Source organism: Kurthia massiliensis, from assembly GCF_000285555.1.
In the GTDB taxonomy this organism is placed as follows: Bacteria; Bacillota; Bacilli; order Bacillales_A; family Planococcaceae; genus Kurthia; species Kurthia massiliensis.
In genome coordinates this window covers 340643-367006 of sequence record NZ_HE610997.1, presented here as the reverse complement: position 1 = coordinate 367006, position 26364 = coordinate 340643, and the positions used below count along the sequence as shown (strand labels likewise).

At 39.7% G+C, this 26364-nt stretch carries 27 protein-coding genes; 21 read left to right on the top strand and 6 right to left on the bottom strand.

Features of this window, described 5'->3' with window-relative positions; translation table 11 throughout:
- Positions 1 to 13: 13 nt before the first annotated feature.
- Positions 14 to 412 carry a hypothetical protein gene (locus tag KMHG_RS06170; protein WP_010287958.1) on the bottom strand — a complete coding sequence of 133 codons (399 nt, stop codon included), beginning with the start codon at positions 410 to 412 and terminating at the stop codon, positions 14 to 16.
- 168 nt (positions 413 to 580) lie between these two features.
- Between KMHG_RS06170 and KMHG_RS06165 the strand changes: the two genes are divergently transcribed.
- From KMHG_RS06165 to KMHG_RS06150, 4 genes are read left to right on the top strand one after another with little or no spacing between them, the layout of a single operon-like run.
- Entirely contained in the window at positions 581 to 1303 is a 723-nt protein-coding gene (locus tag KMHG_RS06165) for a GTP cyclohydrolase II (protein ID WP_010287957.1), read from the top strand.
- A gap of 21 nt (positions 1304 to 1324) precedes the next feature.
- Positions 1325 to 2425, top strand: coding sequence for a bifunctional diaminohydroxyphosphoribosylaminopyrimidine deaminase/5-amino-6-(5-phosphoribosylamino)uracil reductase RibD (ribD, locus tag KMHG_RS06160; RefSeq protein WP_010287955.1), 1101 nt, complete (start codon positions 1325 to 1327; stop codon positions 2423 to 2425).
- Between the two features lie 12 nt (positions 2426 to 2437).
- Positions 2438 to 3517: an FAD-dependent monooxygenase gene (locus KMHG_RS06155; protein WP_010287952.1), complete on the top strand. Its 1080-nt coding sequence runs from the start codon at positions 2438 to 2440 to the stop codon at positions 3515 to 3517.
- Positions 3518 to 3526: 9 nt separating this feature from the next.
- A complete protein-coding gene (locus tag KMHG_RS06150; RefSeq protein WP_010287951.1) occupies positions 3527 to 4084 on the top strand; it encodes a 5' nucleotidase, NT5C type in 558 nt (185 codons plus the stop codon).
- 38 nt (positions 4085 to 4122) lie between these two features.
- Here KMHG_RS06150 and KMHG_RS06145 read toward each other — a convergent pair whose 3' ends face one another.
- Together KMHG_RS06145 and KMHG_RS06140 are read right to left on the bottom strand one after the other, a co-directional pair.
- Positions 4123 to 4941 carry an MBL fold metallo-hydrolase gene (locus tag KMHG_RS06145; protein WP_010287949.1) on the bottom strand — a complete coding sequence of 273 codons (819 nt, stop codon included), beginning with the start codon at positions 4939 to 4941 and terminating at the stop codon, positions 4123 to 4125.
- A gap of 294 nt (positions 4942 to 5235) precedes the next feature.
- Positions 5236 to 6624 (bottom strand): glycine--tRNA ligase, encoded by a 1389-nt coding sequence (locus KMHG_RS06140; RefSeq protein ID WP_010287948.1) that lies wholly within the window; start codon positions 6622 to 6624, stop codon positions 5236 to 5238.
- 339 nt (positions 6625 to 6963) lie between these two features.
- Here KMHG_RS06140 and ccpN point away from each other — a divergent pair, with 339 nt between their 5' ends.
- From ccpN to KMHG_RS06105, 7 genes are all read left to right on the top strand, one after another.
- Positions 6964 to 7602 carry a transcriptional regulator CcpN gene (gene ccpN / locus KMHG_RS06135; RefSeq protein ID WP_010287947.1) on the top strand — a complete coding sequence of 213 codons (639 nt, stop codon included), beginning with the start codon at positions 6964 to 6966 and terminating at the stop codon, positions 7600 to 7602.
- Positions 7603 to 7616: 14 nt separating this feature from the next.
- The gene (locus tag KMHG_RS06130) at positions 7617 to 8423 is read left to right on the top strand and encodes a pyruvate, water dikinase regulatory protein (protein WP_010287945.1); all 807 of its coding nucleotides are present in this window, start codon (positions 7617 to 7619) and stop codon (positions 8421 to 8423) included.
- Between the two features lie 208 nt (positions 8424 to 8631).
- Positions 8632 to 10449, top strand: coding sequence for a DNA primase (dnaG, locus tag KMHG_RS06125; RefSeq protein ID WP_010287943.1), 1818 nt, complete (start codon positions 8632 to 8634; stop codon positions 10447 to 10449).
- A 30-nt stretch (positions 10450 to 10479) separates the two neighbouring features.
- A complete protein-coding gene (gene rpoD, locus KMHG_RS06120; protein WP_010287942.1) occupies positions 10480 to 11607 on the top strand; it encodes an RNA polymerase sigma factor RpoD in 1128 nt (375 codons plus the stop codon).
- Positions 11608 to 11732: 125 nt separating this feature from the next.
- Positions 11733 to 12272: a hypothetical protein gene (locus tag KMHG_RS06115; RefSeq protein ID WP_010287941.1), complete on the top strand. Its 540-nt coding sequence runs from the start codon at positions 11733 to 11735 to the stop codon at positions 12270 to 12272.
- Between the two features lie 113 nt (positions 12273 to 12385).
- Positions 12386 to 13081, top strand: coding sequence for a tRNA (adenine(22)-N(1))-methyltransferase (locus KMHG_RS06110; protein ID WP_010287940.1), 696 nt, complete (start codon positions 12386 to 12388; stop codon positions 13079 to 13081).
- Positions 13081 to 14202, top strand: a complete 1122-nt coding sequence (locus tag KMHG_RS06105; RefSeq protein ID WP_010287938.1) for a Nif3-like dinuclear metal center hexameric protein — start codon at positions 13081 to 13083, stop codon at positions 14200 to 14202. Before KMHG_RS06110 ends, KMHG_RS06105 begins: the two co-directional genes overlap by 1 nt.
- A 46-nt stretch (positions 14203 to 14248) precedes the next feature.
- On the opposite strand, the gene KMHG_RS06100 is transcribed toward KMHG_RS06105, so the two are convergent.
- The gene (locus KMHG_RS06100; protein ID WP_010287937.1) at positions 14249 to 15217 is read right to left on the bottom strand and encodes a 4-hydroxy-3-methylbut-2-enyl diphosphate reductase; all 969 of its coding nucleotides are present in this window, start codon (positions 15215 to 15217) and stop codon (positions 14249 to 14251) included.
- 207 nt (positions 15218 to 15424) lie between these two features.
- On the opposite strand from KMHG_RS06100, the gene KMHG_RS06095 reads away from it, so the two are divergent.
- The 7 genes from KMHG_RS06095 to KMHG_RS17425 all read left to right on the top strand — a co-directional run bounded on the left by KMHG_RS06095 (position 15425) and on the right by KMHG_RS17425 (position 21333).
- On the top strand, positions 15425 to 16726 hold the full coding sequence (locus KMHG_RS06095) for a DEAD/DEAH box helicase (protein ID WP_010287936.1): 1302 nt from the start codon (positions 15425 to 15427) through the stop codon (positions 16724 to 16726).
- A 108-nt stretch (positions 16727 to 16834) separates the two neighbouring features.
- Positions 16835 to 17719, top strand: coding sequence for a deoxyribonuclease IV (locus KMHG_RS06090; RefSeq protein ID WP_010287935.1), 885 nt, complete (start codon positions 16835 to 16837; stop codon positions 17717 to 17719).
- Between the two features lie 134 nt (positions 17720 to 17853).
- Positions 17854 to 18603, top strand: coding sequence for a metal ABC transporter ATP-binding protein (locus KMHG_RS06085; protein ID WP_026022016.1), 750 nt, complete (start codon positions 17854 to 17856; stop codon positions 18601 to 18603).
- On the top strand, positions 18600 to 19442 hold the full coding sequence (locus KMHG_RS06080) for a metal ABC transporter permease (RefSeq protein ID WP_010287932.1): 843 nt from the start codon (positions 18600 to 18602) through the stop codon (positions 19440 to 19442). Before KMHG_RS06085 ends, KMHG_RS06080 begins: the two co-directional genes overlap by 4 nt.
- A 15-nt stretch (positions 19443 to 19457) precedes the next feature.
- Positions 19458 to 19871 (top strand): Fur family transcriptional regulator, encoded by a 414-nt coding sequence (locus KMHG_RS06075; RefSeq protein ID WP_010287930.1) that lies wholly within the window; start codon positions 19458 to 19460, stop codon positions 19869 to 19871.
- Between the two features lie 314 nt (positions 19872 to 20185).
- Positions 20186 to 20617, top strand: coding sequence for a hypothetical protein (locus KMHG_RS17430; RefSeq protein WP_010287926.1), 432 nt, complete (start codon positions 20186 to 20188; stop codon positions 20615 to 20617).
- A gap of 5 nt (positions 20618 to 20622) precedes the next feature.
- A complete protein-coding gene (locus KMHG_RS17425; protein ID WP_161601006.1) occupies positions 20623 to 21333 on the top strand; it encodes a transglutaminase domain-containing protein in 711 nt (236 codons plus the stop codon).
- A gap of 77 nt (positions 21334 to 21410) precedes the next feature.
- Here KMHG_RS17425 and KMHG_RS06065 read toward each other — a convergent pair whose 3' ends face one another.
- A complete protein-coding gene (locus KMHG_RS06065) occupies positions 21411 to 21983 on the bottom strand; it encodes a 5' nucleotidase, NT5C type (RefSeq protein WP_010287924.1) in 573 nt (190 codons plus the stop codon).
- An 18-nt stretch (positions 21984 to 22001) separates the two neighbouring features.
- Positions 22002 to 23111 (bottom strand): flavodoxin-dependent (E)-4-hydroxy-3-methylbut-2-enyl-diphosphate synthase, encoded by a 1110-nt coding sequence (gene ispG / locus KMHG_RS06060; RefSeq protein ID WP_010287923.1) that lies wholly within the window; start codon positions 23109 to 23111, stop codon positions 22002 to 22004.
- Positions 23112 to 23433: 322 nt separating this feature from the next.
- Between ispG and KMHG_RS06055 the strand changes: the two genes are divergently transcribed.
- The 3 genes from KMHG_RS06055 to KMHG_RS06045 all read left to right on the top strand — a co-directional run bounded on the left by KMHG_RS06055 (position 23434) and on the right by KMHG_RS06045 (position 26294).
- Positions 23434 to 25056 carry a Na/Pi cotransporter family protein gene (locus tag KMHG_RS06055; RefSeq protein WP_010287922.1) on the top strand — a complete coding sequence of 541 codons (1623 nt, stop codon included), beginning with the start codon at positions 23434 to 23436 and terminating at the stop codon, positions 25054 to 25056.
- 10 nt (positions 25057 to 25066) lie between these two features.
- Positions 25067 to 25546, top strand: a complete 480-nt coding sequence (locus tag KMHG_RS06050) for a DUF456 domain-containing protein (protein WP_010287921.1) — start codon at positions 25067 to 25069, stop codon at positions 25544 to 25546.
- 139 nt (positions 25547 to 25685) lie between these two features.
- Positions 25686 to 26294 carry a superoxide dismutase gene (locus KMHG_RS06045; protein WP_010287920.1) on the top strand — a complete coding sequence of 203 codons (609 nt, stop codon included), beginning with the start codon at positions 25686 to 25688 and terminating at the stop codon, positions 26292 to 26294.
- Positions 26295 to 26364 lie beyond the last annotated feature (70 nt).

Genomic DNA, 26364 nt, shown 5'->3' with positions numbered 1-26364 from the left:
CGTCCTCTTTTTGCTATTTTTGGCTATACGCGTCTAAATGTTCGACTTCGCGGTAGCTCATTGAATCCCAGAAAATATTGCTTGATAATACTTTATTGTCATACGGGAATGTATTTGGTTTAATCATGATGTTTTGGCCGTTTAAAATAGATAAATGCATTTGGTGAAGCTCTTTTGTCGATAAAGGCGCCGGTGCAGAGTAGCTGAAAATCGTTTCAACCGTTAAGTTCAGCATATCAGGAGCGATTGACGAAACGACGGATGCTTTCATAATTTTTAATTCAATGTCAAAAAGGCCATTCGATACGATTAATGTTTCATCTAGATCTGTCGATTCAGTAATTGCACCTTTGAAAAGAACAACGACAGTGCCTTGCGCATAAATACGGTACAGTTTATGATGTGGAGTCACCACAATGTTCATCCTCTCTTTTTTTACATACAGTACAGTATAGAGCTTTTTATCAAAAAAATCGACGAAAAAGTTTTGCGGGTGAAATATTTGACATTCTTCACTTACTACAATATAGTAGGTTACGAAAAGTAACAAATAAAATCGATGAGAAATGGGAGACGCCCTATGGAAATGACAACTACAAATTTACACATGATTGAAGAAAAAATGACATTCGTACCGTTGAATGAAACGGAAAATATTTGTCTCGTTGGACCTGTTAAATTACCGGTCAAACAAGGAGATTTTGAAGCGATGTTTAATTGGTATTGCTGGACGACCGTTGCACGTACATCATCTAAAACTGATGTAATCGATCAGTTAAATCAAATGAATTTAGCGTTCGGTCAACAATCATCTGTTCTTATGTACGGTGATTTTGAAAACGAAGACGATGCACTCGTTCGTATGCACAGCATTTGCCATACGGGTGATATTTTCGGTAGCCAACGTTGTGATTGTGGCTATCAATTACATGAATCAATGAAAATGATCGTAGCACATGGTACAGGTGCGATTTTCTACTTAGCAGATCATGAAGGTCGTGGCATTGGTTTATTCTCAAAATCAATGGCATATTTATTACAACAAGAAGGACTAGATACAGTAGAAGCGAATCATGCACTCGGTTTTGAAGATGATACACGTTCATATGAAGAAGCGTTAAAAGTGTTAGAAGCATTGCGTACAAAACCAGTTACGCTCATTACGAACAATCCAAAAAAACTAGCAGCACTTGAAGCACATGGCATGTCAACGCATGGTCACATTCCGTTATGGGGTGGCGAAACAGAAACGAATGCCTTTTATTTAGAAACAAAACGTCAAAAATCAGGACATATGCGATAGTCGTCACAGGGGGAAAGAGTTATGTTGAAAAATGATGCATATTATATGCAATTAGCGTTAGATTTAGCGAGCAGTGCACGTGGCAATACGAATCCAAATCCGATGGTCGGGGCGGTCATTGTCAATAACGGGGTCATTGTAGGCACAGGTTTACACCGAAAAGCTGGAGAGCCACATGCAGAAGTACACGCATTTCGAATGGCAGGAGAACATGCGAAAGGGGCAACGTTATACGTGACGCTTGAGCCATGTTCACATTACGGTAAAACACCGCCTTGTGCTAACTTAGTGAAAGAATCAGGTGTCAAACGTGTGGTCGTTGCGATGAAAGATCCGAATCCGAGCGTCGCAGGACGTGGCATACAATTACTTCGTGATGCAGGTATTGAAGTGGAAGTCGGTGTGCTAGAAGCAGAAGCCTATACGTTAAATGAGCGCTTTATTCATAATATGTTGACAGAACGTCCTTTCGTTGTAGCAAAATATGCGATGACAGCAGATGGTAAAATTGCTACATCAACAGGTGATTCACGTTGGATTACAGCAGACGATGCCCGAGAAGATGTTCATTTATATCGTCACGAAATGGATGGTATTCTCGTCGGTATCGGTACCGTGCTCGCAGATAATCCGTCGCTTACGACACGTTTATTGACGAAGGAAGGGAAAAACCCTGTACGAATCGTACTAGATAGCAACTTACAAACACCACTCTCAGCAAACGTCGCGCAAACGACAGAAGCGCGTACGATGATCATCACTGCAAAAGATGCAGAAGAAAGTCGTGAACAAGCGCTCGTTGCTCAAGGGGTTGAAGTTATTCGTGTCGCACGACAAGCAGACGGATTAGACTTAGATGCAGCGTTACAAGCACTTTATCAGGCTGGTGTGACAGACATTTTAGTGGAAGGCGGCGCTGGTGTACACGCATCATTTTTCCGTCAACAACTCGTACAAAAGGCAATTATTTATATGGCACCGAAAATATTAGGTGGTGCGCACAGTATTACACCGGTAGCAGGTCCAGACGTTACGTGGATGCGTGATGCCATCGATATGGAATTCCGTACAGTAGATTTTGTAGGCAATGATTTACGCATCATTGCGTACCCGAAAAAATAGGAGGCTTTATGCGTGGATAGAAAGACAGATGTTTGTATTGTTGGCGCGGGTCCAGCAGGTGCATTGTTAGCAACATTGCTCGTGCGCCGCGGTTTAGACGTAACGCTCGTTGAAAGCGCAGCGACGCTCGGAAACTTTTTCCGTGGGGAGCATTTAAATGAGCATGGTGAAGCGGTATTAAAAGCACATGGCTTGTACGAAGATTTACGAGCGCGTGGCATTTTACCGATGACACGTCTTGAAAATTGGAAAGATGGTCATTGTTATAGGACGGTGTTGCCCGATCCGGCGATTGGACATCTCGGTATTCACGTACCTCAACGTTTTTTATTACAATCAATTTTAGCACCGATTTTAACGTCGCCGCAGTTTCATTTATATATGTCGACACGTATGCGCGATATTACGTATACGGACGGCCAAGCGACAGGCATTATCGTAGAGCGTGACCATCAACGTTTTTATATCGAAAGTTCGTTGATTGTCGGTGCAGATGGTCGATATTCGACTGTTCGAAAAAAAGCACATATTCCATATGATACGTGGGAGCACGGCTATGATTTATTGTGGGCACGTATTCCACGTCCAGCTAATTGGGAGCCGATTATTCGCATGGCACTCATTGATGGCAAACAGCTTGCGTTATTTACGCAAGCAGAAGGTCGCATACAAGTTGGGTGGAATATTGATAAAGGGAGCTTCCCGATGTGGCGGAAGCAACCGTTTGAACCGTTTATTATACAACTCAAAAAAGCATTTCCAGCGTTAGCAAGCGCTGTCGATACGCACATTACATCGTGGCGAGATTTTGTATTATTAGATGTACATAGCTCGTATGCAAATTGTTGGGGAGAAAATGGTGTCGTGTTGCTCGGTGATGCGGCTCATACGATGACACCAACGGGAGCATTTGGTTTAAATAGTGCACTCGTTGATGCTGCACAATTAGCACAACTCATCAGCATAAATGGAACATTAACGAATGAAGACATTGAACGATTCGAAAAAATGCGCGCACACGATATTCATCAGTTGCAGCACGAACAGCTCTATGAAGAACAGCATTTTGCAGATCAATTTAAAGTCATATAGGAGGCTATTATGAAGTTTGGTTTTGATATTGATGATACGTTAATTGACTTACGACGACATGCATTTCGTTTGTACAATAAAACGTATCATCAACAATTTGGAGATGATGTTTTCGAATCAATCGAACGCGTCGAAATCCATGAACCTTTTGGATTAACAGATGCGGAAGGTTATGAGGCATGGAAAGCGCATTTAGAAGCGATTTATTTTACGGATTGTCCGAGCTATCCGTATGCGAAAGAAACGCTACAACAGCTCGTTAAAGACGGTCATGAAGTGTTTTATATTACGGCTCGTCCGAAAGCTTACGGCGAGCGTACGAAAGCGTGGATGCGTGAACAAGGGTATCCGATAGATGATGCGAAGTTTTTTTATGGCATGGCTGATGAAGAAAAAATTGCGACGATTAAGCAGTTAGATTTAGATGCTTACATCGATGATAAGCCGACCGTTTTGCGCACATTACACGATGTCAAAACAACGCCGATTATTCGCGATCAACCGTATAACCGCAACGAAACATGGGCGCGTTTAACAGATTGGCGTACATTTTTAACACTCGTTTAATAACAAAATGCATCCGCATAATGTGGATGCATTTTTCGTTAGCCTTCATTCATAAATACGCGAACGAGGTGTAGTGCTGACCATTCGCCGTTAGAATGCTCAGTAATCGGATACGTATGTGAGAAAAGTGAAGCGGTAATTTCAAAGACGTCTTTTCCTTGCTGTTGCAACGTTTTGACACGATGCTGCAACGCTAATAAGTAATCCAATTTTGCTGTTAGCATGTCGCGTCCATTTTCAACGACGCCTGCATGATGACAAATCATCGTTTCAAAGTCGAACGTTAATACTTTCTTTAACGAATCAATCGTATCTAATATATTTTCATTAACGAGGACGACTTTCGGCTTTGGGGTAACAAAAAGATCGCCTGTAAATAAATAGCCATGTTGACGATTGTAAAACGACACGTGATCCGCAGTATGACCAGGGGTTTCAATAATGTCCCATATCGAGTTGGCAGAAGTAAACGTCGCATTTAGTTTTTCTGATAAAAAGGGTACTGGTGCGTCGGGGCCCCATACAACTTTACGGTACGTCGGCAAGCGCATTCGTTTTGTCGTGCGCGTCGTACTCATTTGATGAATATGTGCTTCAACACCGAAGCGCTCGATGACATGAGCTGTATTACCGATATGGTCTTCGTGAAGATGCGTATGCAAAATATGGTCAATTTTTTGATTGGAGATAAATTGTTCAAAAGGAATACGCAACGATGGGGCAGCGCTATCAATTAGCACACCGTCAATGACAAAGCTGTAAACGTTCATCGGTGCTTGTGGAATATGCACGGTTCCTTCAAATAGTTGTATTGGACCGTACGTGGAAATTTTACTCGTTTTCTCTACTTGAATCACGATATTCACTCCTTCGGTCGTTTTTAATAGTATAACAACTCCGAAGATGAATAGCTATTCACGATGATATAAAAAAAGAGACATAGCATTAACTATGTCTCTTTTTTCGTTGTTGGTCTTTTGACAGAGGAATCATAGATGGATCAAATCAATCTATAATTACATCGTACATATCATAAAAGCTATTGTTGAAAAATTCAAGTCTTTTAAAGAGAATCGACAATTTTCTCGAAAAATGTCGTCATTTCGATGAATAGACTAGCATTTTCTAGCTTTTTTAAATCAAATCGATCATTAGAATTGTAAATGTGATTCGATGTATGCTTTTACATCAGCGATTGGCATACGTTTTTGTTCCATTGAGTCACGGTGACGAACTGTTACTTGACCGTCTTCTTTAGAATCGAAATCGTATGTGATACAGAATGGTGTACCGATTTCATCTTGACGACGGTAACGTTTACCGATTGATTGAGATTCATCATAGTCTACTGGGAATGCTTTACGTAAGTCAGCCCATACGCCATGTGCTTCTTCAGATAATTTTTTAGATAAAGGAAGTACAGCAGCTTTGAATGGTGCAAGTGCTGGGTGGAAGCGAAGTACTGTACGAGAGTCGCCGCCTTCTAATTCTTCTTCATCGTAAGCGTCGCATAAGAATGCAAGTGTTACACGATCAGCACCTAATGATGGCTCGATGCAGTACGGTACGTAGCGTTCGTTCGTTACAGGATCGATGTAAGTGAAGTCTTCGCTAGAGTGTTCCATATGACGTTTTAAATCGAAGTCTGTACGAGACGCAATGCCCCATAGTTCGCCCCAACCGAATGGGAAGCGGAATTCGATATCTGTTGTTGCGTTAGAGTAGTGAGAAAGTTCTTCTTCACCGTGGTCACGTAGACGCATAGAATCTTCTTTCATAGAAAGGTTTAATAACCAGTTTTTACAGAAATCTTTCCAGTATGCGTGCCATTCTAATTCTTCACCAGGTTTGCAGAAGAATTCTAATTCCATTTGTTCGAATTCACGTGTACGGAATGTGAAGTTACCAGGTGTGATTTCGTTACGGAATGATTTACCGATTTGACCGATACCGAATGGTGTACGTAGACGCATAGAACGTTGTACGTTTTTGAAGTTTACGAAAATACCTTGTGCTGTTTCAGGACGTAGGAAGATTTCGTTTGTTGATTCTTCAGTTACACCTTGGAATGTTTTGAACATTAAATTGAATTGACGGATTTCTGTGAAGTCTTTTGAACCACAGTCTGGGCAAGTTACTTCTAATTCTTCCATTTTTGCTTTCATTTGATCGAAGCTCATACCGTCAACGACGATTTCTTGACCAGTTTTTTCTAAAGAAGCGTCTTCGATTAATTTATCTGCACGGTGGCGAGATTTACAAGATTTACAGTCGATCATAGGGTCGTTGAAGTTACCAACGTGACCAGATGCTGCCCAAGTTTTAGGGTTCATAAGAATTGCTGCATCAAGACCTACATTGTGTTCAGATTCTTGGATGAATTTTTGCCACCAAGCTTTTTTAACGTTGTTTTTAAGTTCAACGCCTAGGGGACCGTAATCCCATGTGTTTGCTAAACCACCGTAAATATCAGAGCCTGGGAAGACAAAGCCACGGTGTTTTGCTAAAGATACTACATTTTCCATTGTTTTTTCTGCCATTAGAAAAACCTCCATTTAAGTAAAATAAAAGATAAAAAGCACCCGTCTCCGGGCAACTTTTTGCCCGGGGACGAGTGCTATACATGCAACCCGCGGTTCCACCCCGATTGATTTTCCATTTAATAGAAGAAAATCCACTTTCTAACCGTTAGCTCCTGAGTGCCTTTTCACGTATGGTGTAGTCTCTCACCGTCACTACTCGCTTTTCGTATACGCTACTTATTGCTCAATCATCGCTTTATATCGTTTGGCAACATTGTACCACGCAATAGTTTTCTTCGCAATATTGAATGAAATAGTATATACTTATTAAGAATAAAGTATATAACATTTAGGGCGGTGAGCGTGATCGAACTCAACAAACGTCAAGAAGAAATAGTCGAAATCGTTAAAGAGAATGGTCCTATTACAGGCGAACAAATTGCGGAACGTTTGTCTTTAACGAGAGCGACATTGCGTCCGGATTTGGCGATCTTAACGATGGCTGGATTTTTAGATGCTCGTCCACGTGTAGGCTATTTTTATTCTGGAAAACAAACAGGGCAAGCAGTCGCAGAAAGCATGACAAACATGAAGGTGAAAGATTTCCAATCGATCCCGGTTGTCATTAGCGAAAATATTTCTGTCTATGATGCGATTTGCCAAATGTTCCTTGAAGATGTAGGAACATTGTTCGTCGTTGATAAAAACTCATACTTAACAGGTGTTTTATCTCGTAAAGACTTGTTACGTACAGCAATTGGTAGTCAAGATTTAAATCATATTCCCGTACATATCATTATGACGAGAATGCCGAATATTGCTTACTGTGTTAAAACAGATAGCTTAATCCAAGCGGCACATAAACTAATCGAAAGACAAATTGATGCATTACCTGTCGTAATCGAACATACAGATGGCCTCGAAGTCATTGGTCGTTTAACGAAAACAAATATTACGCGAGCATTTTTATCACTCGCTGAAAACCATGATCTGTGAGGTGAATACGTAAAATGGAAAAAATTTCAATTTTCATCGTATCCGATTCTGTAGGCGAAACGGGAGAATTAGTAGCGAAGGCGGCGATTAGCCAATTTCGACCAGGCATGCAAGATGTTGCAGTACGTCGTTTTCCGCATGTCGAAAATCATGAGCAGCTAAATGAAATCGTGCAGCTTGCAAAAGTGCAAGACGCGATGGTCGTTTACACGCTCGTGAAAGAAGAAATGCGAGACTTCACAAAGCGTTTATGCGATCGTAAAGGTATTCCAAACATCGACTTAATGGGGCCGACAATGGATATGTTTACAGCTGCGCTACAAGTAGAACCAATCGAAGAGCCAGGTCTCGTACGCAAGCTAGATGATGATTACTTTAAAAAGATCGAAGCGATAGAATTTGCAGTTAAATATGATGATGGTCGTGACCCGCGCGGTTTGTTAAAAGCAGACGTCGTATTAATCGGTGTTTCCCGTACGTCGAAAACGCCATTATCTCAATTTTTAGCGCATAAACGGTTGAAAGTGGCAAACGTACCACTCGTACCGGAAGTAGAGCCACCAGAAGAATTATTTTTAGTTCCGACTGAAAAATGCTTCGGCCTTGTCATTTCACCAGAAAAATTGAATAGCATTCGCAAAGAGCGTTTGATTGCACTCGGTTTAAGCGATCACGCAAACTATGCGAAAGTAGAGCGTATTGACGAAGAAATTAATCATTTCTACCGAATCGTTGAGCGCATCGGTTGTCCAGTCATTGATGTGACAAATAAAGCAGTGGAAGAAACAGCTAACGATATTTTACGTCGTTTAAAAGATTAACGAGCACCCCTTATTTAAGGGGCGTTTTTTTGTCTTTTTCTATGAAAAAAGATATAGAAAAAAATAACGTTATGTTTTATAATGAAGAATTGTGGTAAAAAGAAATTAAGTAATTCATTTAAAGAAAAAAGAAATTTTTTATTCGAGAAAGAAGGATTTTTACGTTAATATCTCGAATTAAAGAGTTAGAAGCAAAGATGGTGATGAAATGGCACAACGAATTCCAGAAGAAACAATAGAGCAAATTCGTTCACAGACCGATATCGTCGATGTGATTGGTGAATATATGCAACTGACGAAACGCGGTCGAAATTATTTTGGTCTGTGCCCATTTCACGGGGAACAGACGCCATCTTTTTCTGTTTCTGTCGATAAACAAATTTTTCACTGCTTTGGCTGCGGTGCAGGTGGGAACGCCATTACATTTTTAATGGATATTGACCATATTTCATTTCAGGAAGCGGTTGCGCAACTTGGTGAAAAGGTCGGTATTGCAGTAGATGTAGCAGAGCACAGTCATTCGCATGTACATCAAGCAAAAGTATCGCCAGAGCAAGAACGAATGTTAGAAGCACACGCTTTTAGTGGTCGCTATTTCCAACATTTATTGTTAAACACAGAAGATGGTGAAGAAGGACTTCAGTATTTAGAAAATCGTGGTTTTACGCGTGACATGATCGAAGCGTACGGTATCGGCTTTGCACTCCCAAACTGGGACGCACTAACGACACTGTTAACACGTAAAGGGTATGATTTGCGTGAAATGGCTGAGGCAGGGCTTGTCATTGAAAAGGAAGACGGTTCAGGGTTTTTCGACCGTTTCCGACGACGTGTAATGTTCCCGATTCGTAATGAGTCAGGTCAAATTATTGGCTTCTCAGGACGCGTGATCGACAGTGATGGCGAAAATGCAAAATATATGAATAGTCCAGAGTCTCCAATATTCCATAAGGGTAAAGTGTTATACAACTTAGATCAAGCACGTCCGATTATTCGTAAAGAACGCAAAGTCGTACTTTTTGAAGGCTTTATGGACGTCCTAAGTGCAAAAACAGCGAACGTACACAACGGCGTCGCGTCGATGGGGACAGCATTAACGCTTGAACATGTACAAAAGCTAAAACGTTTATCGAATGATATCATTGTTTGTTATGACGGAGACAGTGCCGGCTGGGATGCTGCAAAACGCGCTGCGGACTTATTACACGCAGAGAAACTATCTGTTGAAGTGGCAGTTCTCCCAAATGGACTCGATCCAGATGATTATATAAAGCAGTATGGTACGGAGGATTTCCAACGTAAAATTATTGGAGAACCACTCGATTTCACGAGTTTTATGATGAGCTATGCAAAACGCGGCAAAAACTTTCAATACGCAACAGACGTTGAGCAATATGTCGAGGAAGCACTTCATTATGTAGCGCTAGATTCATCAGCTGTAAAGCGAGAATTACACCTAAAGCAATTGCAAGAAGAGACAGGTATTACGCAAGAAACATTAGCGACGCAATTACGTCATAAAGAAGCACAGAAACGAACAGAGCCAGAAAGACGTACGGTTCGTGTCGAGCAAAAGGCAGCACCTGCAAGAAAGCTTACCGCAATCGATCGTGCAGAACGCTTAATATTAGCGCGTATGCTCGAAGATATCGATCTCGTCGAGCGCTTGCAAGAAGACGGGGAAGCACCGCCATTTGTGAGAGATGAATACGTAGCGATCTATATTCACTTACTCAGCTTTTATAACCACCATGACAAACCAGATTTCCAACGTTTTGCGGAAATGTTAAATGATGCAGAACTACGTAAATTGGTCATGGAGGCGGCACTCGTTGATCGTGATGTCGACCATTTAGAAGAAGAATGGGAAGACTGCGTAAAACAAGTGACAAAATATAAAGTACAACAACAAATTGCACAAAAGAAACAACAGCTAAAAGAAGCTGAAAAAATGCATGATTTTAACCGTGCTCTTTCACTTTCAAAAGAAGTTGTAGAGTTAACGAGATCTTTAGCAACGATATAGCTAAAGAGGTTAGAAGGAGGAATACACCTAATGGCAGAAAAGTCTAAACGTACTACAAAAGCTACTAAGGCAGAACAAGAACACACTTTAGAGGAAATGAAAAAAAGCTTGCTTGAAGCAGGTAAAAAAAATGGTGAATTAACGTATGCAGAAATTGCAGATAAATTGCAAACATACGAAATGGAAGCCGATCAAGTCGAAGAATTTATCGACAAATTAGAAGCAAACAACATCGAATTAAACGGTGATAAAGATTCAGATCTTGAACCACTTCTAAAAGAAGCGGAAGAAACGTTTGACTTGAATGATTTAAGTGTGCCACCAGGTGTAAAAATTAACGACCCGGTTCGTATGTACTTAAAAGAAATCGGTCGTGTTGACTTACTTTCAGCAGCAGAAGAAATTGCACTTGCAGAACGTATCGAGCAAGGTGATGAGGAAGCGCGTAAACGTTTAGCTGAAGCAAACTTACGTTTAGTTGTAAGTATCGCCAAACGCTATGTAGGTCGGGGCATGCTATTCCTTGACTTAATCCAAGAAGGTAACATGGGGCTTATTAAAGCGGTTGAAAAATTCGATTACCGTAAAGGTTTCAAATTCTCAACTTATGCTACTTGGTGGATCCGTCAAGCAATTACACGTGCAATCGCTGACCAAGCACGTACAATTCGTATTCCTGTACACATGGTTGAAACAATCAACAAATTAATCCGTGTACAACGTCAATTATTACAAGATTTAGGCCGCGAACCAACACCGGAAGAAATCGGTGAAGAAATGGATTTAACACCAGAAAAAGTTCGTGAAATCTTAAAAATCGCACAAGAGCCTGTATCATTAGAAACACCAATCGGTGAAGAAGATGACTCTCACTTAGGTGATTTCATTGAAGATTCTGAAGCACAATCTCCAGCAGATCACGCTGCTTACGAATTATTAAAAGAGCAATTAGAAGACGTTTTAGACACATTAACAGACCGTGAAGAAAACGTATTACGCTTACGTTTCGGTTTAGATGATGGTCGTACACGTACACTAGAAGAAGTCGGTAAAGTATTCGGCGTAACACGCGAACGTATTCGTCAAATCGAAGCGAAAGCTTTACGTAAATTACGTCACCCTTCTCGCAGTAAACGTTTAAAAGATTTCTTAGAATAAGCGTCTTGAAAAGCTCCCAATATGGGGGCTTTTTTTAATGATTGTTAAAGTTCAAAAGGACTATGCCGATGATATAAGTATGAAGAGAATGTCTAAAAAATCCAATCTGTAGTGGGGGAAGCACATTGCAAGAGGAAAAAAAAGAGACCATTTTAAATGAAATTGATTTTTGGAAAAAAAATAAACTCTTACCAGAGCATTATTGTGATTTCCTAACAACCCTTTACACAGGTGGTGGTGAGGCGGAAGAGACGTCGCGAACGAAAACACGCCCGAATATAAAATCGTGGTTACTATATGTCGTTTGTGCGTTTCTTGCGTTATCGATTATTGTGGCGATGTATGCATTAAGTGCAAAATATATCGCAATACCAGTTGGCATGAGCGTCTTAGCGATTGCTGTCATTTTATATGTGACGTTTAAAGGTACATCAACAAAATTAATGAAAACGTTAACGTATGCAGTAGGGGCATTGTTAATTTTTGCGCTCAGCGTACGACTCGTCAGTATGTTTGCACCAGACAATACGCTCATCATGTATAGCGTACTGATTGCCAACTGCTTGTTATGGCTCATTTCCGGTACAAAAATGCGTTTAATTTATTTTACGATTTCTGGGTACTTAGGACTTGTCGTGATCATTTTATTTGGCTTTTTCTTATAATGGTAATAGCGCCCATGTATTCGTACATGGGTTTTATTTTTTGTGACGTTGAAACGCTATGAAAACGATGTGAAATTCGTTACAATATTATCGAAGGGAGGGCACGTTTTTTTATGAATGCCCAAAAATTATCAAAACGATTAGCAACAGTTGCTGCTTTCGTTCCACAAGAAGCAGTCGTTGCCGATATTGGTTCCGATCATGCATATTTACCATGTTATTTAGTGAATCAAGGAATTATTAATAAAGCTGTCGCAGGTGAGGTCGTAAAAGGTCCTTACGAGTCAGCTTGCCAAGAAGTAAAACGAGAAGGTTTAACAAACAACATTACAGTGCGCCTAGCAAACGGTTTAGAAGCTATTGAACGAGCTGATGGCGTTACAGCAATTACGATTGCTGGTATGGGTGGTCCGTTAATCGCTTCTATTTTAAACCATGCACCGTCACGTCTTGAAGGTGTAGAACGTTTAATTTTACAACCGAATATTCATGCGATTGCAATCCGTGAATGGGCCGTTGCGAACGATTGGATGATTGTCGATGAAGCAATCATTAAAGAAGACGGTAAAATTTACGAAATTTTAGTGCTTGAACGTGGTCAACAACCATTATCATCATTAGAATTATTGCTAGGCCAAAAATTAATGGCAGAACGCAATGCTGTATTCGTTGAGAAATGGACACATGAAATGGAACAGTGGCATAATGTGTTGAAACATATGGAAAAAGCAGAGCAAACACCTGCGATTCTTGAGAAAAAAGCACAGCTACTTGCACAAATTGACGCAGTTAAAGGAGTTCTTGCATAGTGAAACAAACGAATGGTCAACAAATTATTCAAATTTTTGAAAGTTGGTCACCGAAAAAGATCGCCGCAATGGAAAACGATCCGATCGGTTTGGCCGTTGGTACGTTAAACAAAGCAGTAACGAAAGTATTAGTCACACTTGACGTCAACTTAGCCGTTGTCGATGAAGCGATTGCACAAGGTTGTGAGCTCATTATTGCGCATCACCCTCCGATTTTTAGAAAGCTTGCAAACTTGCGTACAGATACACCGCAAGGGCAGCTATTCGAAAAATTAATTAAACATGATATTGCGGTTTACGCGGCGCATACGAATTTAGACGTTGCAGAAGGTGGCGTCAATGATTTATTAGCAGATGCGTTAAACATTCAACAACGACAAGTGCTCATTCCGAGCTATGAGGAAACGATGTATAAATTGGCTGTATTCGTGCCATTAAATGAAGCGGACGCTGTACGACAAGCGCTAGCGGGTGCTGGCGCAGGCCATATCGGTCTTTACGATAGCTGTAGCTTTACTTCAAGCGGAGAAGGTCGCTACCGTGCTCAAGACGGTGCAACACCTTTTGCGGGTGCTGTTGGCAAACTCCATATAGAGCCAGAAGTAAAAGTAGAAGTTGTCGTGCCAGAAACGGCGAAAAATAAAGTATTACGCGCAATGTTTAATGCGCATCCATATGAAGAAGTAGCATTTGATTTATATCCACTAGAAACACCGGCAAAAACGATGGGCTTAGGTCGCATTGGTACATTGCCAGAAAAAATGACATTACAAGCGTTTGCAGAACACGTGAAGCAAAGTTTACACGTGCCTGCAGTACGTGTTGTCGGCGACTTACAAGATACTGTTGAAAAAGTGGCAGTACTTGGCGGAGACGGTAATAAATACGTACAAGCAGCAAAACGCGCTGGCGCAGACGTATATGTGACGGGCGATTTATATTTCCACGTAGCACAAGATGCGGAAGCAATCGGTCTTCACGTTGTTGACCCAGGTCACCACGTAGAAAGTGTGATGAAAGAAGGGGTTGTCCGTAAAATGACAACGCTTTGCGACGCACAAAAACTTGATGTGACATTTATCGCGTCGACACTTTCAACAGAACCATTCCAATTTATTTAAACAACATAAAAACAGCCTCGCAATCGCAAGGCTGTTTTTTGATGCATTAATATGGTTCGATACGTTCTACAGGTTTTGGTGCTTTAATTTTCGGTAAAATTTTATCTAATGTGACGTGACGTTCAATGACATGCGTCGCAGGATCTTCTGGGTCGAATTGGTCTAAAAATTTAATGACTTCTTTGACGATTGGTGTTGGTGTAGAAGCACCCGCTGTAACAGCGACGTTTTCAACGCCTTCTAACCATTCTAATTGTAATTCTGATAAATCTGCGATGCGGTAAGATTTTGTATGTGCGATTTCTTCAGAAACTTGTGTAAGGCGGTTCGAGTTGTTACTACGAGGATCGCCGACAACGATTAGTAAGTCTGCAGCACCAGCTTGATTGGCAACAGCTTCTTGACGCACTTGTGTTGCTAAGCAAATTTCTTCGTGTACTTCGATTGTTGGGAATTTTAGTTTTAACGTTTCCATTAAACTCATAACATCCCATTGACTCATCGTCGTTTGGTTTGTGACAAGCAATTTATCGTTCGTTAAGTTTAATTCTTCGATATCTGCTAAGTTTTGTACTAAGTGAACGCGGTCTGGTGCAACACCGATGGCACCTTCTGGCTCTGGGTGACCTTTTTTACCGATGTAAATAATGTCGTAGCCTTCAGCTGTTTTTTGTTCGATCAGTGTATGTGTGACCGTTACGTCTGGGCAAGTCGCATCGATAGACACTAAGCCTTTTTTACGTGCTAATTCGCGTACTTCTGGAGAAACGCCGTGTGCTGTAAAAATAACAGTACCTGTTTCAACTTGATTTAAAATTTCCATACGGTTTGGACCGTCTAATGTGATGATACCATCTTGTTCGAATGCATCAGTAACGTGCTTGTTATGAACGATCATGCCTAAAATGTAAATCGGACGTGGCAATGATTTATCTAGAGCGGCGTTGCGTGCAATGACCATCGCATCGACGACACCGTAGCAATATCCACGTGGTGTAATTTTTGTGACTTTCATGAGTTAACCCCTTTCGAGTAAAGGCTATAAACGTGCTATATGATAGCCTAATTCTTCAGTTCTATTATATCGAACGTTTTTCGGTTATACAAAGTTTTGTCATTTTAACTATTTTCCGACGTAAAATGTACAAAAATGCGATAATCGGTAAATGGATTATAGAGCAAAAGCATGTTACAATGAGGGAATGAAGTAAGGAGTGACGAAATGTCAAAGTATACAGATTATCAATTCCAACCATTTTTACGCGATGCCATCGCGAAATTAGGCTTTACGGAACCAACACCAATTCAAAAAGAAATGATTCCGTTAATTTTAAAAGGTAAAAGCGCCATTGGACAAGCACATACAGGTACGGGTAAAACACATAGTTTCTTAATCCCGATTGCTCAACGTGTCAATGCTGACAAACAAGAAGTGCAAGCAGTTATCGCTGCACCAACACGTGAATTAGCAACACAAATTCACATCGAACTTTCAAAATTAGTTGAAGGTACAAATATTCATACAAAACTATTCATCGGTGGTACGGATAAACAACGCTCAATCGATAAACTAAAAACGCAACCTCAAATCGTCGTAGGGACACCAGGACGTATTCGCGATTTAGTGAACGAACAAGCGTTACTTGTTCATACAGTTGAAATGCTTGTAGTCGACGAAGCAGATTTAGCCTTTGATTTAGGTTTTATTGAAGAAATCGATCAATTTGCTGGTCAAATGCCAGAAGACCTTGAAATGTATGTGTTCTCTGCAACAGTACCAGAAAGTTTACAACCATTTTTACGCAAATATATGACATCACCTGTGCACATCGAGATGAACGATAAACGCCCAGTAGCTGAAAACTTAGAGTTCTACTTAGTGCCAACACGTTCTAAATCTAAAAACGAACGTTTATTAGATATTACAAAAGTCATCAATCCTTATTTAGGGATTATTTTCGTGAATACACGTAAACAAGCAGACTACGTAGCGAACTTCTTAGGCCATAACGGTATTAAAGCAGGTCGTATTCACGGTGACTTAACACCACGTGAACGTAAAAAAATGATGAAACAAGTACGCGATCTTGAATTCCAATACATCGTTGCAACAGATTTAGCTGCACGTGGTATTGATATTCCAGGCGTATCACACGTTATTAACTACGAACTTCCACAAGATTTAGAATTCTTTGTTCACCGTGTCGGTCGTACAGCACGTGCTGGAAACAAAGGTGTTGCGATTACAATTTTCGAACCATCTGAAGAAGCACGTATCGTTGAAGTCGAAAAATTCGGCATCACGTTCCAACCGAAAGATATTAAAAACGGTGAATTCGTTGATATGAAAGAACGTCACGCACGTGAAAAACGTGAACGTAAAGAAGATGAAATCGATCGTATCGCAAAATCTAAAGTCCGCAAACCGAAAAAAGTAAAACCAGGTTACAAACGTAATATGCGTTGGGAAATGGACAAAATCAAGAAAAAAGAACGTCGTAAACGTGCGCGTAACCGAGGCTAATCGCTTACCGTCAATTGTGATAAATTGCTATAATTAAATAGAAGAAACACGAAACGGAGAATCGATTAGTGTCGATTCTCCGTTTTCGTTAGTATTGGAGGATATGATATGTTAATTGGTTCACACGTTTCAATGAGTGGCAAAAAAATGTTGTTAGGTTCTAGTGAAGAAGCGGCTTCTTATAACGCTTCAGCGATGATGATTTATACAGGTGCACCGCAAAATACGCGCCGTAAAGATATTAATGAATTAAATATCGTACCAGGACAATTACATATGGAAGAGCACGGTATTCAAGAACTTGTCGTGCATGCACCGTACATTATTAATCTTGGTAATACGACAAAACCGAGCGTCTTTGAATTAGGCGTTGAATTTTTACAAAAAGAAATCGAACGTACGGTTGCGCTCGGTGCACGTCAAATCGTTTTACACCCAGGTGCGCACGTTGGAGCAGGTGCTGAGGCAGGGATTGCTAAAATTATTGAAGGTTTAAATGAAGTGCTAACAGTAGATGCACCAGTACAAATCGCTTTAGAAACGATGGCAGGAAAAGGCTCTGAATGTGGTCGTACGTTTGAAGAACTTGCACGCATTTTTGATGGTGTTCATAACAATCACCGTTTATCTGTATGTATGGATACGTGCCACATTCACGATGCAGGCTACGATATCGTAAACGATTTAGATGGTGTACTAGCTGAATTTGAACATTACATCGGTTTAAACAATATTAAAGTGCTACACATCAACGATAGTAAAAACGAACGCGGCGCTCATAAAGACCGCCATGAAAACATCGGCTTCGGCCATATCGGTTTTGATGCATTGCACCGTGTTGTACATCACGAAGCTTTTGAAAACGTACCGAAAATTTTAGAAACACCTTGGGTCGGCGCGGATAAGAAAAAGACGAAAGCCCCTTATTTATACGAAATTGAGATGTTACGTACAGGTCAATTCAAGCCAGAACAAATTGATGCATTGCGTTAATGAACGAAGATCGAGTGAAATTACTCGATCTTTTTTTGTTACAAGAACTTTTACTTTACAAGCGATTCTTTTTTTGTTATACTAAATCGTTGTAAATCGTAACGATTCTGAATTAGAAAGAAGAGAAGTATATGATAAAGCAGCCCTTGATCGAGTTGCAAAATATATCATTTCAATATGACTATACAAAAGTATTAAGCCAGTTATCGCTCACGATTCATGAGGGCGATTACGTCGCGTTGCTTGGTCCAAATGGTTCTGGGAAGTCAACACTACTAAAAATTATGCTCGGCTTATTAAAACCAACAACAGGCCGTATCACACTATTCGGTGAAGATGCCTCAAAATTTAAAAAACGTGAATGGATCGGATACGTCTCTCAAAAAGCGAATGCTTTTAACGGAGGTTTTCCAGCAACGGTAAAAGAAGTCGTTGCAAGTGGTCTAACAAAAAAGCTCGGCCTTTTTAAACGAAAAGCGAAAAATCAAGATGCACTCATTCAAGAAGCATTAGAAGCGGTTGATATGTACCCATATTTAAATCGTAATATTGGTGAGTTATCAGGTGGGCAACAACAACGCGTATTTATCGCACGTGCGCTCATTGCAAAGCCGAAAATGTTGATTTTAGATGAACCGACTGTCGGTATCGATAAAGAAAATGTCGCGATTTTTTATGCGCTAATGGAAAAACTCAATCAAGCAGGTATGACATTACTGATCGTGACGCACGATATGAACGTCATCGAAAATGCAGTGACAGATGTCGCTTGCTTGAATGGGAAAATTCATTATTATGGCCCGAAAGAAGGCTACGAAGCGCTAACGAAAGAACAAGTGAGCGCTTGGTATAGCTATTCGGTTGAACAGGAGGACGCACGATGATCGCATCTATTTTCCAATATGATTTTTTACAGAATGCTTTTTTATCAGGTATGATTATCGGCGTACTCGCACCACTTCTCGGCGTTTTTATCGTCGTTCGAAGATTATCACTAATTGCAGATGCCCTAAGCCATGTAACGCTTGCAGGTATCGCAGGAAGTTTATATTTATCACAAACGTTTACTGCACTTGCACTACTTAATCCGCTTTATTTAGGGATTGCAGCAGCGGTCGGTGGTTCATTGTTAATTGAAAAATTGCGCGGGGTGTATAAGCACTTTGAAGAGCTTGCCATTCCGATTATTATGTCAGCAGGTCTCGGCTTAAGTGCGATTTTCATTTCACTCGCACAAGGCTTTAGCACCGATTTATTTAGTTATTTATTCGGCTCGGTATCTGCAGTAAGCCGCCAAGATTTATGGATTGTCGTTATGATTGCAGTTGTCGTCTTGTTATTTATTTTCTTATTTTATAAAGAGTTGTTCGTGTCATCATTTGATAATGAGTTTGCCACAGCAAGTGGTCTTCGCACGAAACTAGTACATATGCTATTTATGGTCATTACCGCACTTGTCATTGCGGCAAGTATGCGTATCGTCGGCATTTTACTCGTTTCATCACTAATCACATTGCCGGTCGCAGCAGCGATTCGTATGGCGAAAAGTTTTAAACAGACGATTGTATATGCCATTGTATTTGGGGAAACAGCCGTATTGATTGGTCTCGTTTCAGCATTTTATTTAAATTTAGCACCCGGTGGTACAATTGTTGTGACATCGATTATTATTTTATTAATCGTCATGCTTATGAAAAAAATAAGCACGAAGCGTACAGCTTGAAAGGAGTAGTAGACCATGAATGTAGCAAAAGCATGGGAAGTTTTAAAGGAGCAAGGCTTTAAGAAGACAGATAAACGTGAGCAAATTTTAGAAATGTTTGCAGATAGTGAAAAGTATTTAACAGCACGCGACTTATTAGATGTTATGAAAAAGGACTACCCAGGGATGAGCTACGATACGATCTACCGCAACTTATCTACGTTCGTTGGCCTCGGTATTTTAGAAGAAACTGAATTGTCTGGTGAAAAGCATTTCCGGATGCATTGTGAAACGGAACATCACCATCATCACTTTATTTGTATGGAATGTGGCAGTATTCGCGAAATTCATTTATGCCCGATGGACTTTTTACAAGAACAGATACCCGGCTATGAAATTGAAGGACATAAATTTGAGATTTATGGCAAATGTCCACAATGCCAAAAGTAATAAGAGTGTGCTTTAGGACCTGAATTTATATGTTAGGTCCTTTTTTGTATATAGAATTAAGAAAATATGACTGCGCAAGTATATTTGTTATAAAAATAGTAATTTTACTAAGATTAATGACTTAATTGTAAAAGAAAAGTGATAAAAAACGCATTATTTATTAAAAGAATTAAGTGTAAAGCTCTAATTCGGTTCATTGACACCATATGACAATATGGTACATAATAGAAATAAATTATGATTCTAAAGAAATGTTTATAAAATAAGTATGTGCTAATAGGCGTATTTTTTAATTGTTAAAGGGGTCGATCAATATGAAAAAGTCGAAGTGGCTAACGGGTTTGGCAGCCTCGGTCATGCTTATGTGTGCACCGCTCGCTTCTACTGCATCTGCTATAGATGTAAACGATAAAGATAGTTTAGAAAAAGCGATTCAGCAAGCGATGACCAATGCGGACAGTTCATTGCAAATTACATATACAGGCAGTGACGTCGAATCTATTTATCGTAATATCACGCCAATTTCTATGTCTATTGGGAGCAATAATGATGATATTTTAGGTGTGCTAAAAAGTGTTTCTACGAGTTCTTCATTGAAAACGATGAACGGGAAACCTATATCAGCAACTTTTAATTTACAAATTGACTATTTTACGACAAAAGCAAAGAAGCAACAAGCAGATGCCCAACTTAAAAAAGTAGCGGCAACGATTAAAAAAATAACAAAACTGATTTTGCACGTGTGAAAGCAGTGAATGAATATTTAGTATTAAATACGACATATGGTGGCACAACGGAAGATCGTTATACAGCGTATGGATTGTTAAAGAATAAACAAGCAGTGTGCCAAGGTTATGCAACAGCTGCGTATACATTGTTAAAAGCGATGGGCATGGACGTTCGTTACGTCGTTGGTATTGGCTACAATCGTAGTGGTGGCTCAGAGGAGCACGCTTGGAACAAAGTAAAAGTGGACGGAAAATGGTATAACTTAGACGTCACGTGGAATGATCCCGTTCCGAATCGTGCGCATACGGTATCGTATCAATACTTTTTATTAAGTGATAAAACGTTCAATAAAGACCACGTCGCGACAAATCCAAGTTTATATCCAGCTGCAACGGATACGAAATATGACTTTTTAAAAGATACATCTTCGGCAGTCATGAACGGCAATACGATTTATTATGCGAATAATAAACAAAAGCAACAACTTTATTCATACGATATGAAAAAGAAAAAACATAAGCGCGTTGCCGCAGTTCGCGTGCAATATTTAGCGTATTACAACAAAAAACTTTATTTTAGTAACTATTCAAATGCTGGTTATTTAGCAAGTATTAAAACAAACGGCAAATCATTGAAAATTTTAGATAAAAAATTTAGTACCAATTTATACGTTCAAGGTAAGAAATTATATTATGCTGCAAACGGTAAAACGTACAGCAAATCGATTAAATAATCGAATTCGATCTCTATTTAAAAAAAGAGCCTGCGCATTTGCGCAAGCTCTTTTTTCATGTATGTGAAATATGTTTGTTAAATACCGAACTCTTTAGCAACCCATTGTTCAGCTTCTTGCCAGTTATGGACGCGTACGACGTCTTTTGGCAATGTTAAGCGATTGTATGGTGCATCGAATAAAATAATTGGAATGTTTAGCTCTTCATGCAACTGAATCGCATTTTCATACTTATCCTCGAAAAATAAATCAACATGATGTTCTTTCGCAGCAAGTACTTTACTTGTATTGCCGACAATGTTTAACGTATCGATTGGCAATTTCGTTTGTTTAAACCAATTGTTCGTCACATCAAGTGAATTGTTTTGACGCGCCGTAATATAGTTTAATGAAGCATGTGGATGCCATTTTGTGAGCGTTTGTAATGCATGTTGTTGAATTGGTGGATTCGTATACATTTCAATCTCTGTTGCTAAAAACCACTTCTCGAATGCTTTTGCATCGATCGGTAAAACATTCAATAAATTGTATTCTGTAAAATCTTCAAGTGTCACATTCGTTTTAAAGTATTTATTAATATAAGGAATCATAAATTCTTGTGTTGTGACAGTTCCATCGATATCGATCCCAAAGCTATATTGTTTACTCATCGATTGCCTCCTGTGATATTACTGTTGCGCAGCTTTTTTAGCAGCTTGTTTTGCGTAATATTCTTCAGCAAGAATATCGATTTCTTTTTTCAGTTCTTCAACCATTGTTGCTTCAGGTACTTTACGAACGGTTTTACCGTGGCGGAATAATAAACCTTCACCACGTGCACCAGCAATACCGATATCTGCTTCACGTGCTTCACCAGGACCGTTTACAGCACAACCTAGTACAGATACTTTAATCGGTGCTTTAATTGTTTGTAAGTATTCTTCTACTTCGTTGGCGATTGAAATTAAATCGATTTCAATACGACCGCAAGTAGGACAAGAAATTAATGTTGGAATATTAGATGCTAAGCCGAATGTTTTTAATAACTCACGTGCAACTTTGATTTCTTCAACAGGGTCTGCAGATAATGAAATACGTAACGTATTACCGATACCTTTAGAAAGAATCGCACCAAGTCCGGCAGCTGATTTAATCGTACCAGAGAATAATGTACCTGATTCTGTAATCCCTAAGTGAAGCGGGTAATCAAATGCTCTCGCCGCTTTTTCATAAGCTTCGATCGCCAAGTTGACGTCAGATGCTTTCATTGACACGATAATGTCATGGAAATCAAGGTCTTCTAAAATTTTAATGTGGTGTAGTGCAGATTCAACCATACCATCTGCAGTAGGGTAACCGTATTTTTCTAAAATTTTACGTTCTAGAGAACCAGCGTTTACGCCGATACGAATTGGCACACCTTTTGCTTTTGCTGCATTGACGACAGCTTCCACTTTTTCTTTACGACCGATATTACCTGGGTTAATACGGATTTTATCAACGCCGGCTTCAATTGCTTTAAGTGCTAATTTATAGTCGAAGTGGATATCCGCTACAAGCGGAATATGGATGCGCTTTTTAATATCTGCTAATGCATTTGCAGCACGTTCGTCTGGACATGCAACACGGACGATTTGACAGCCAGCTTCTTCTAAACGAAGAATTTCTGCAACTGTTGCCTCTACGTCATGTGTTTTTGTTGTTGTCATACTTTGAATGATGACTTCGTTATTACCACCGATAGTTAAGTCCCCAACACGAACTGGACGTGTTTTTGAACGGTGTGTGATTTCATTCATGAAAACTCTCTCCTTCATAGGCTTTTTGCCTTCACTATCCACTATTTTAGCAGTGTTTTTTAAGAAATGACAACAAAGATACATTTCCTGTACAAAAAAGGTGTGAGATAGCATATTTCTATAGTTTTTGGACGTAAAAATCTGTTTAAATGGCGATGTACTACTATATTATTAACTTTTTTTAAAGAACGAAACGTTTTTCGTTTGAAAAAGTTGCTGAACGATGAAAAAGAAACGTTGTAAAGTTTTGGTAATAACGGTTTACAACAGATTTACAACAAGTTCATAATAATAAGTATAACGGATAAGAGGAGGCAATGACGTGTATGTAGATTGGCAACACGTATTTCAGTTTGTAGGTGGTCTCGGCTTTTTCTTATTTTCATTAAAATATATGAGCCAAGGATTGCAAAATTGGGCTGGGGAACAACTGCGCTTATTGTTGCATCGCTTTACGACACATCCAGCAATCGGTGTGTTAATTGGTATGGCGCTTGCGATGGTTTTACAATCAAGTACTGCAACAATCATCATTACGCTCGGTCTAGTGAGTGCTAATTTTATGACTTTAAGGCAATCAATTGGGCTTATTTTAGGGGCCAATATCGGTACGACGTTGACATCATTTTTACTAGGGTTTCATATCGGAAGTGTGGCTTTTCCGATTATTGCGTGTGGTGCATTTTTAATTTACTTCGCAAAAAAACAATGGCCACAACATATGGGACAATTTTTATTCGGTCTCGGTGGTATGTATATCGGTTTGAATTGGATGACGACGATGATTAAACCTGTCATCGATAGTGAAGTATTTTTAAGATGGAGTACGCATTTGAGTGAAATACCTGTTACAGGTGTCCTTCTCGGTATTATTACGACCGCTATCGTGCAATCAAGTAGTGCAACGGTCGGGTTGCTCCAAGGCTTATATGAAGCGGGCGGGCTACGACTCGATGCAGCATTACCGATTTTATACGGTGAAAATATCGGTACGACATTGACAGTATTGTTCGCATCTCTTAGTATGACGCTCGTAGCGAAACGAGCAGCGATGGCACATGTGTTCATTAATGTCATCGGCACGATCATCTTTTTCATTGGTATGCATCCGTTCATCATATATTTACAATGGCTTGAAACGACGACAACTATGACGCCACGTATGACGATTGCTTTTGCACACGGTACGTTTAATGTCGTGACGACAATTGCATTATTACCATTTATTGGTGTGCTTATTTGGCTTGTTGAAAAATGTGTCCCTGGGGCGAATGCACAAGCAACGTATGCACCGAGTCATTTAGAACATCATTTAATTAAAGCATCACCCGTTTTAGCAATCGGTCAAGCGAAAGAGGAAGCTGTACATATGGCGCATTTATGTGTGCAAGGCTTTCAAGCGATGACGACTTATATTCATACAGGGGATACACATCAACGGACGGCGGCACTTCATATAGAAGATATGATTAATCATGCCGACCAAACAATTACACATTACTTAGTAGCGATTTCTACTCATCAATTGTCAAAAGGGGAATCGGAACGACATCATACGTTGTTAGAAGTCGTCAGAGACTTAGAGCGAATTGGTGACCATATCGAAAATATGATTGAGCTTTATGATGATTTGACGAGACAACGACATGCATTTAGTGATTTCGCAAAAATTGAATTAAACGATATGTTTGATGTGACAGGCGAAGCGCTCCAAAAAGCGATTGCAGTATTTGATGACGTAGACTTATCGTTAATTTCGCACATTATGCTATTAGAAGAACGTATTGATGAAATGGAACGAGCAAATCGTAAAAAACATATTTATCGCCTCAATCATGGTGAATGTTCGGCACATGCGGGTATTATCTTTAGTGAGATGATGAGCAACTTAGAACGAATTGGCGATCATTGCGTTAACATTGCTGAAGCGATGATTGTTAAATAGGAGGGAAACGATGACGATTTTAGCGTGGACGATTATCGTATTATTATTTATTGCAGCTTTTGTAGGGCTCGTATATCCGATTATTCCTGCTGTCATTTGCATCTTCGCAGGATTTATCGTTTATGGCTTGTTTTTTAGCTTTTCTGACTTGCCATGGTGGTTTTGGACGATTGAAATTTTACTAACTGCTTTATTATTTGGTGCAGATGCTGTATCCAATTGGATAGGCGTTAAAAAATTTGGTGGCACAAATGCGGGGATATGGGGTAGTACGATCGGTTTGTTAATAGGTCCATTCGTAATTCCATTTGCTGGTATACTAATAGGCCCATTCCTTGGTGCTATCGTAGCTGAGTGGTTTGTGAGTCGAAAAGGATTTTTAGAAAGTTGTAAAATTGGTTTTGGATCCTTGATCGGTTTCTTAACATCTATTGCTACGAAAGGTATTGTACAGATTGTTATGATTGTAATATTTATAATAGTTGTTTAATACTTGAAGTTTACTAGGATTTCAGTCAAAAGGCTGAAATATACAGATTCAGTGAATTTTATTTGAACAAACGAGGACTTTTTGTTAATCTAAGAGTGTAAAAAATATTATTTACTTATCTCAAGGAGGAATTTGAATTATGGCTTTTGAATTACCACAATTACCTTACGCGTTTGACGCACTAGAACCACACATTGATGCTCGTACTATGGAAATCCACCATGACAAGCACCACAACACTTATGTACAAGGCTTAAACGCTGCATTAGAAGGCAAATCAGAATTCGACGGTAAATCTGTTGAAGAAATCATTGCAAACTTAGATGCAGTTCCTGAAGAAGTACGTACAGCTGTACGCAACAATGGTGGCGGTCACGCAAACCACTCATTATTCTGGACTTTACTTACTCCAAACGGTAAAGGCGCTCCAGAAGGTGAATTAGCTGAAGCTATCGACGCTAAATTTGGTTCTTTCGAAGCATTCAAAGAACAATTCGCTGCTGCTGCAAAAACTCGTTTCGGTTCAGGCTGGGCTTGGTTATCAGTTGCTAACGGCGAATTAGAAATTTCTTCTACTCCAAACCAAGATTCTCCAATCATGGAAGGTAAAACACCAATCCTAGGTCTTGACGTTTGGGAACACGCTTACTACTTAAACTACCAAAACGTACGTCCTAACTACATCGCTGCATTCTGGAACGTTGTAAACTGGGATAAAGTAGCAGAATTATACGCTGCTGCAAAATAATTTCGTTTTCTCTTTACGAGTAAATGATTAAAAGACGTCGCATAAGCGGCGTCTTTTTTTGTGCGTAAAA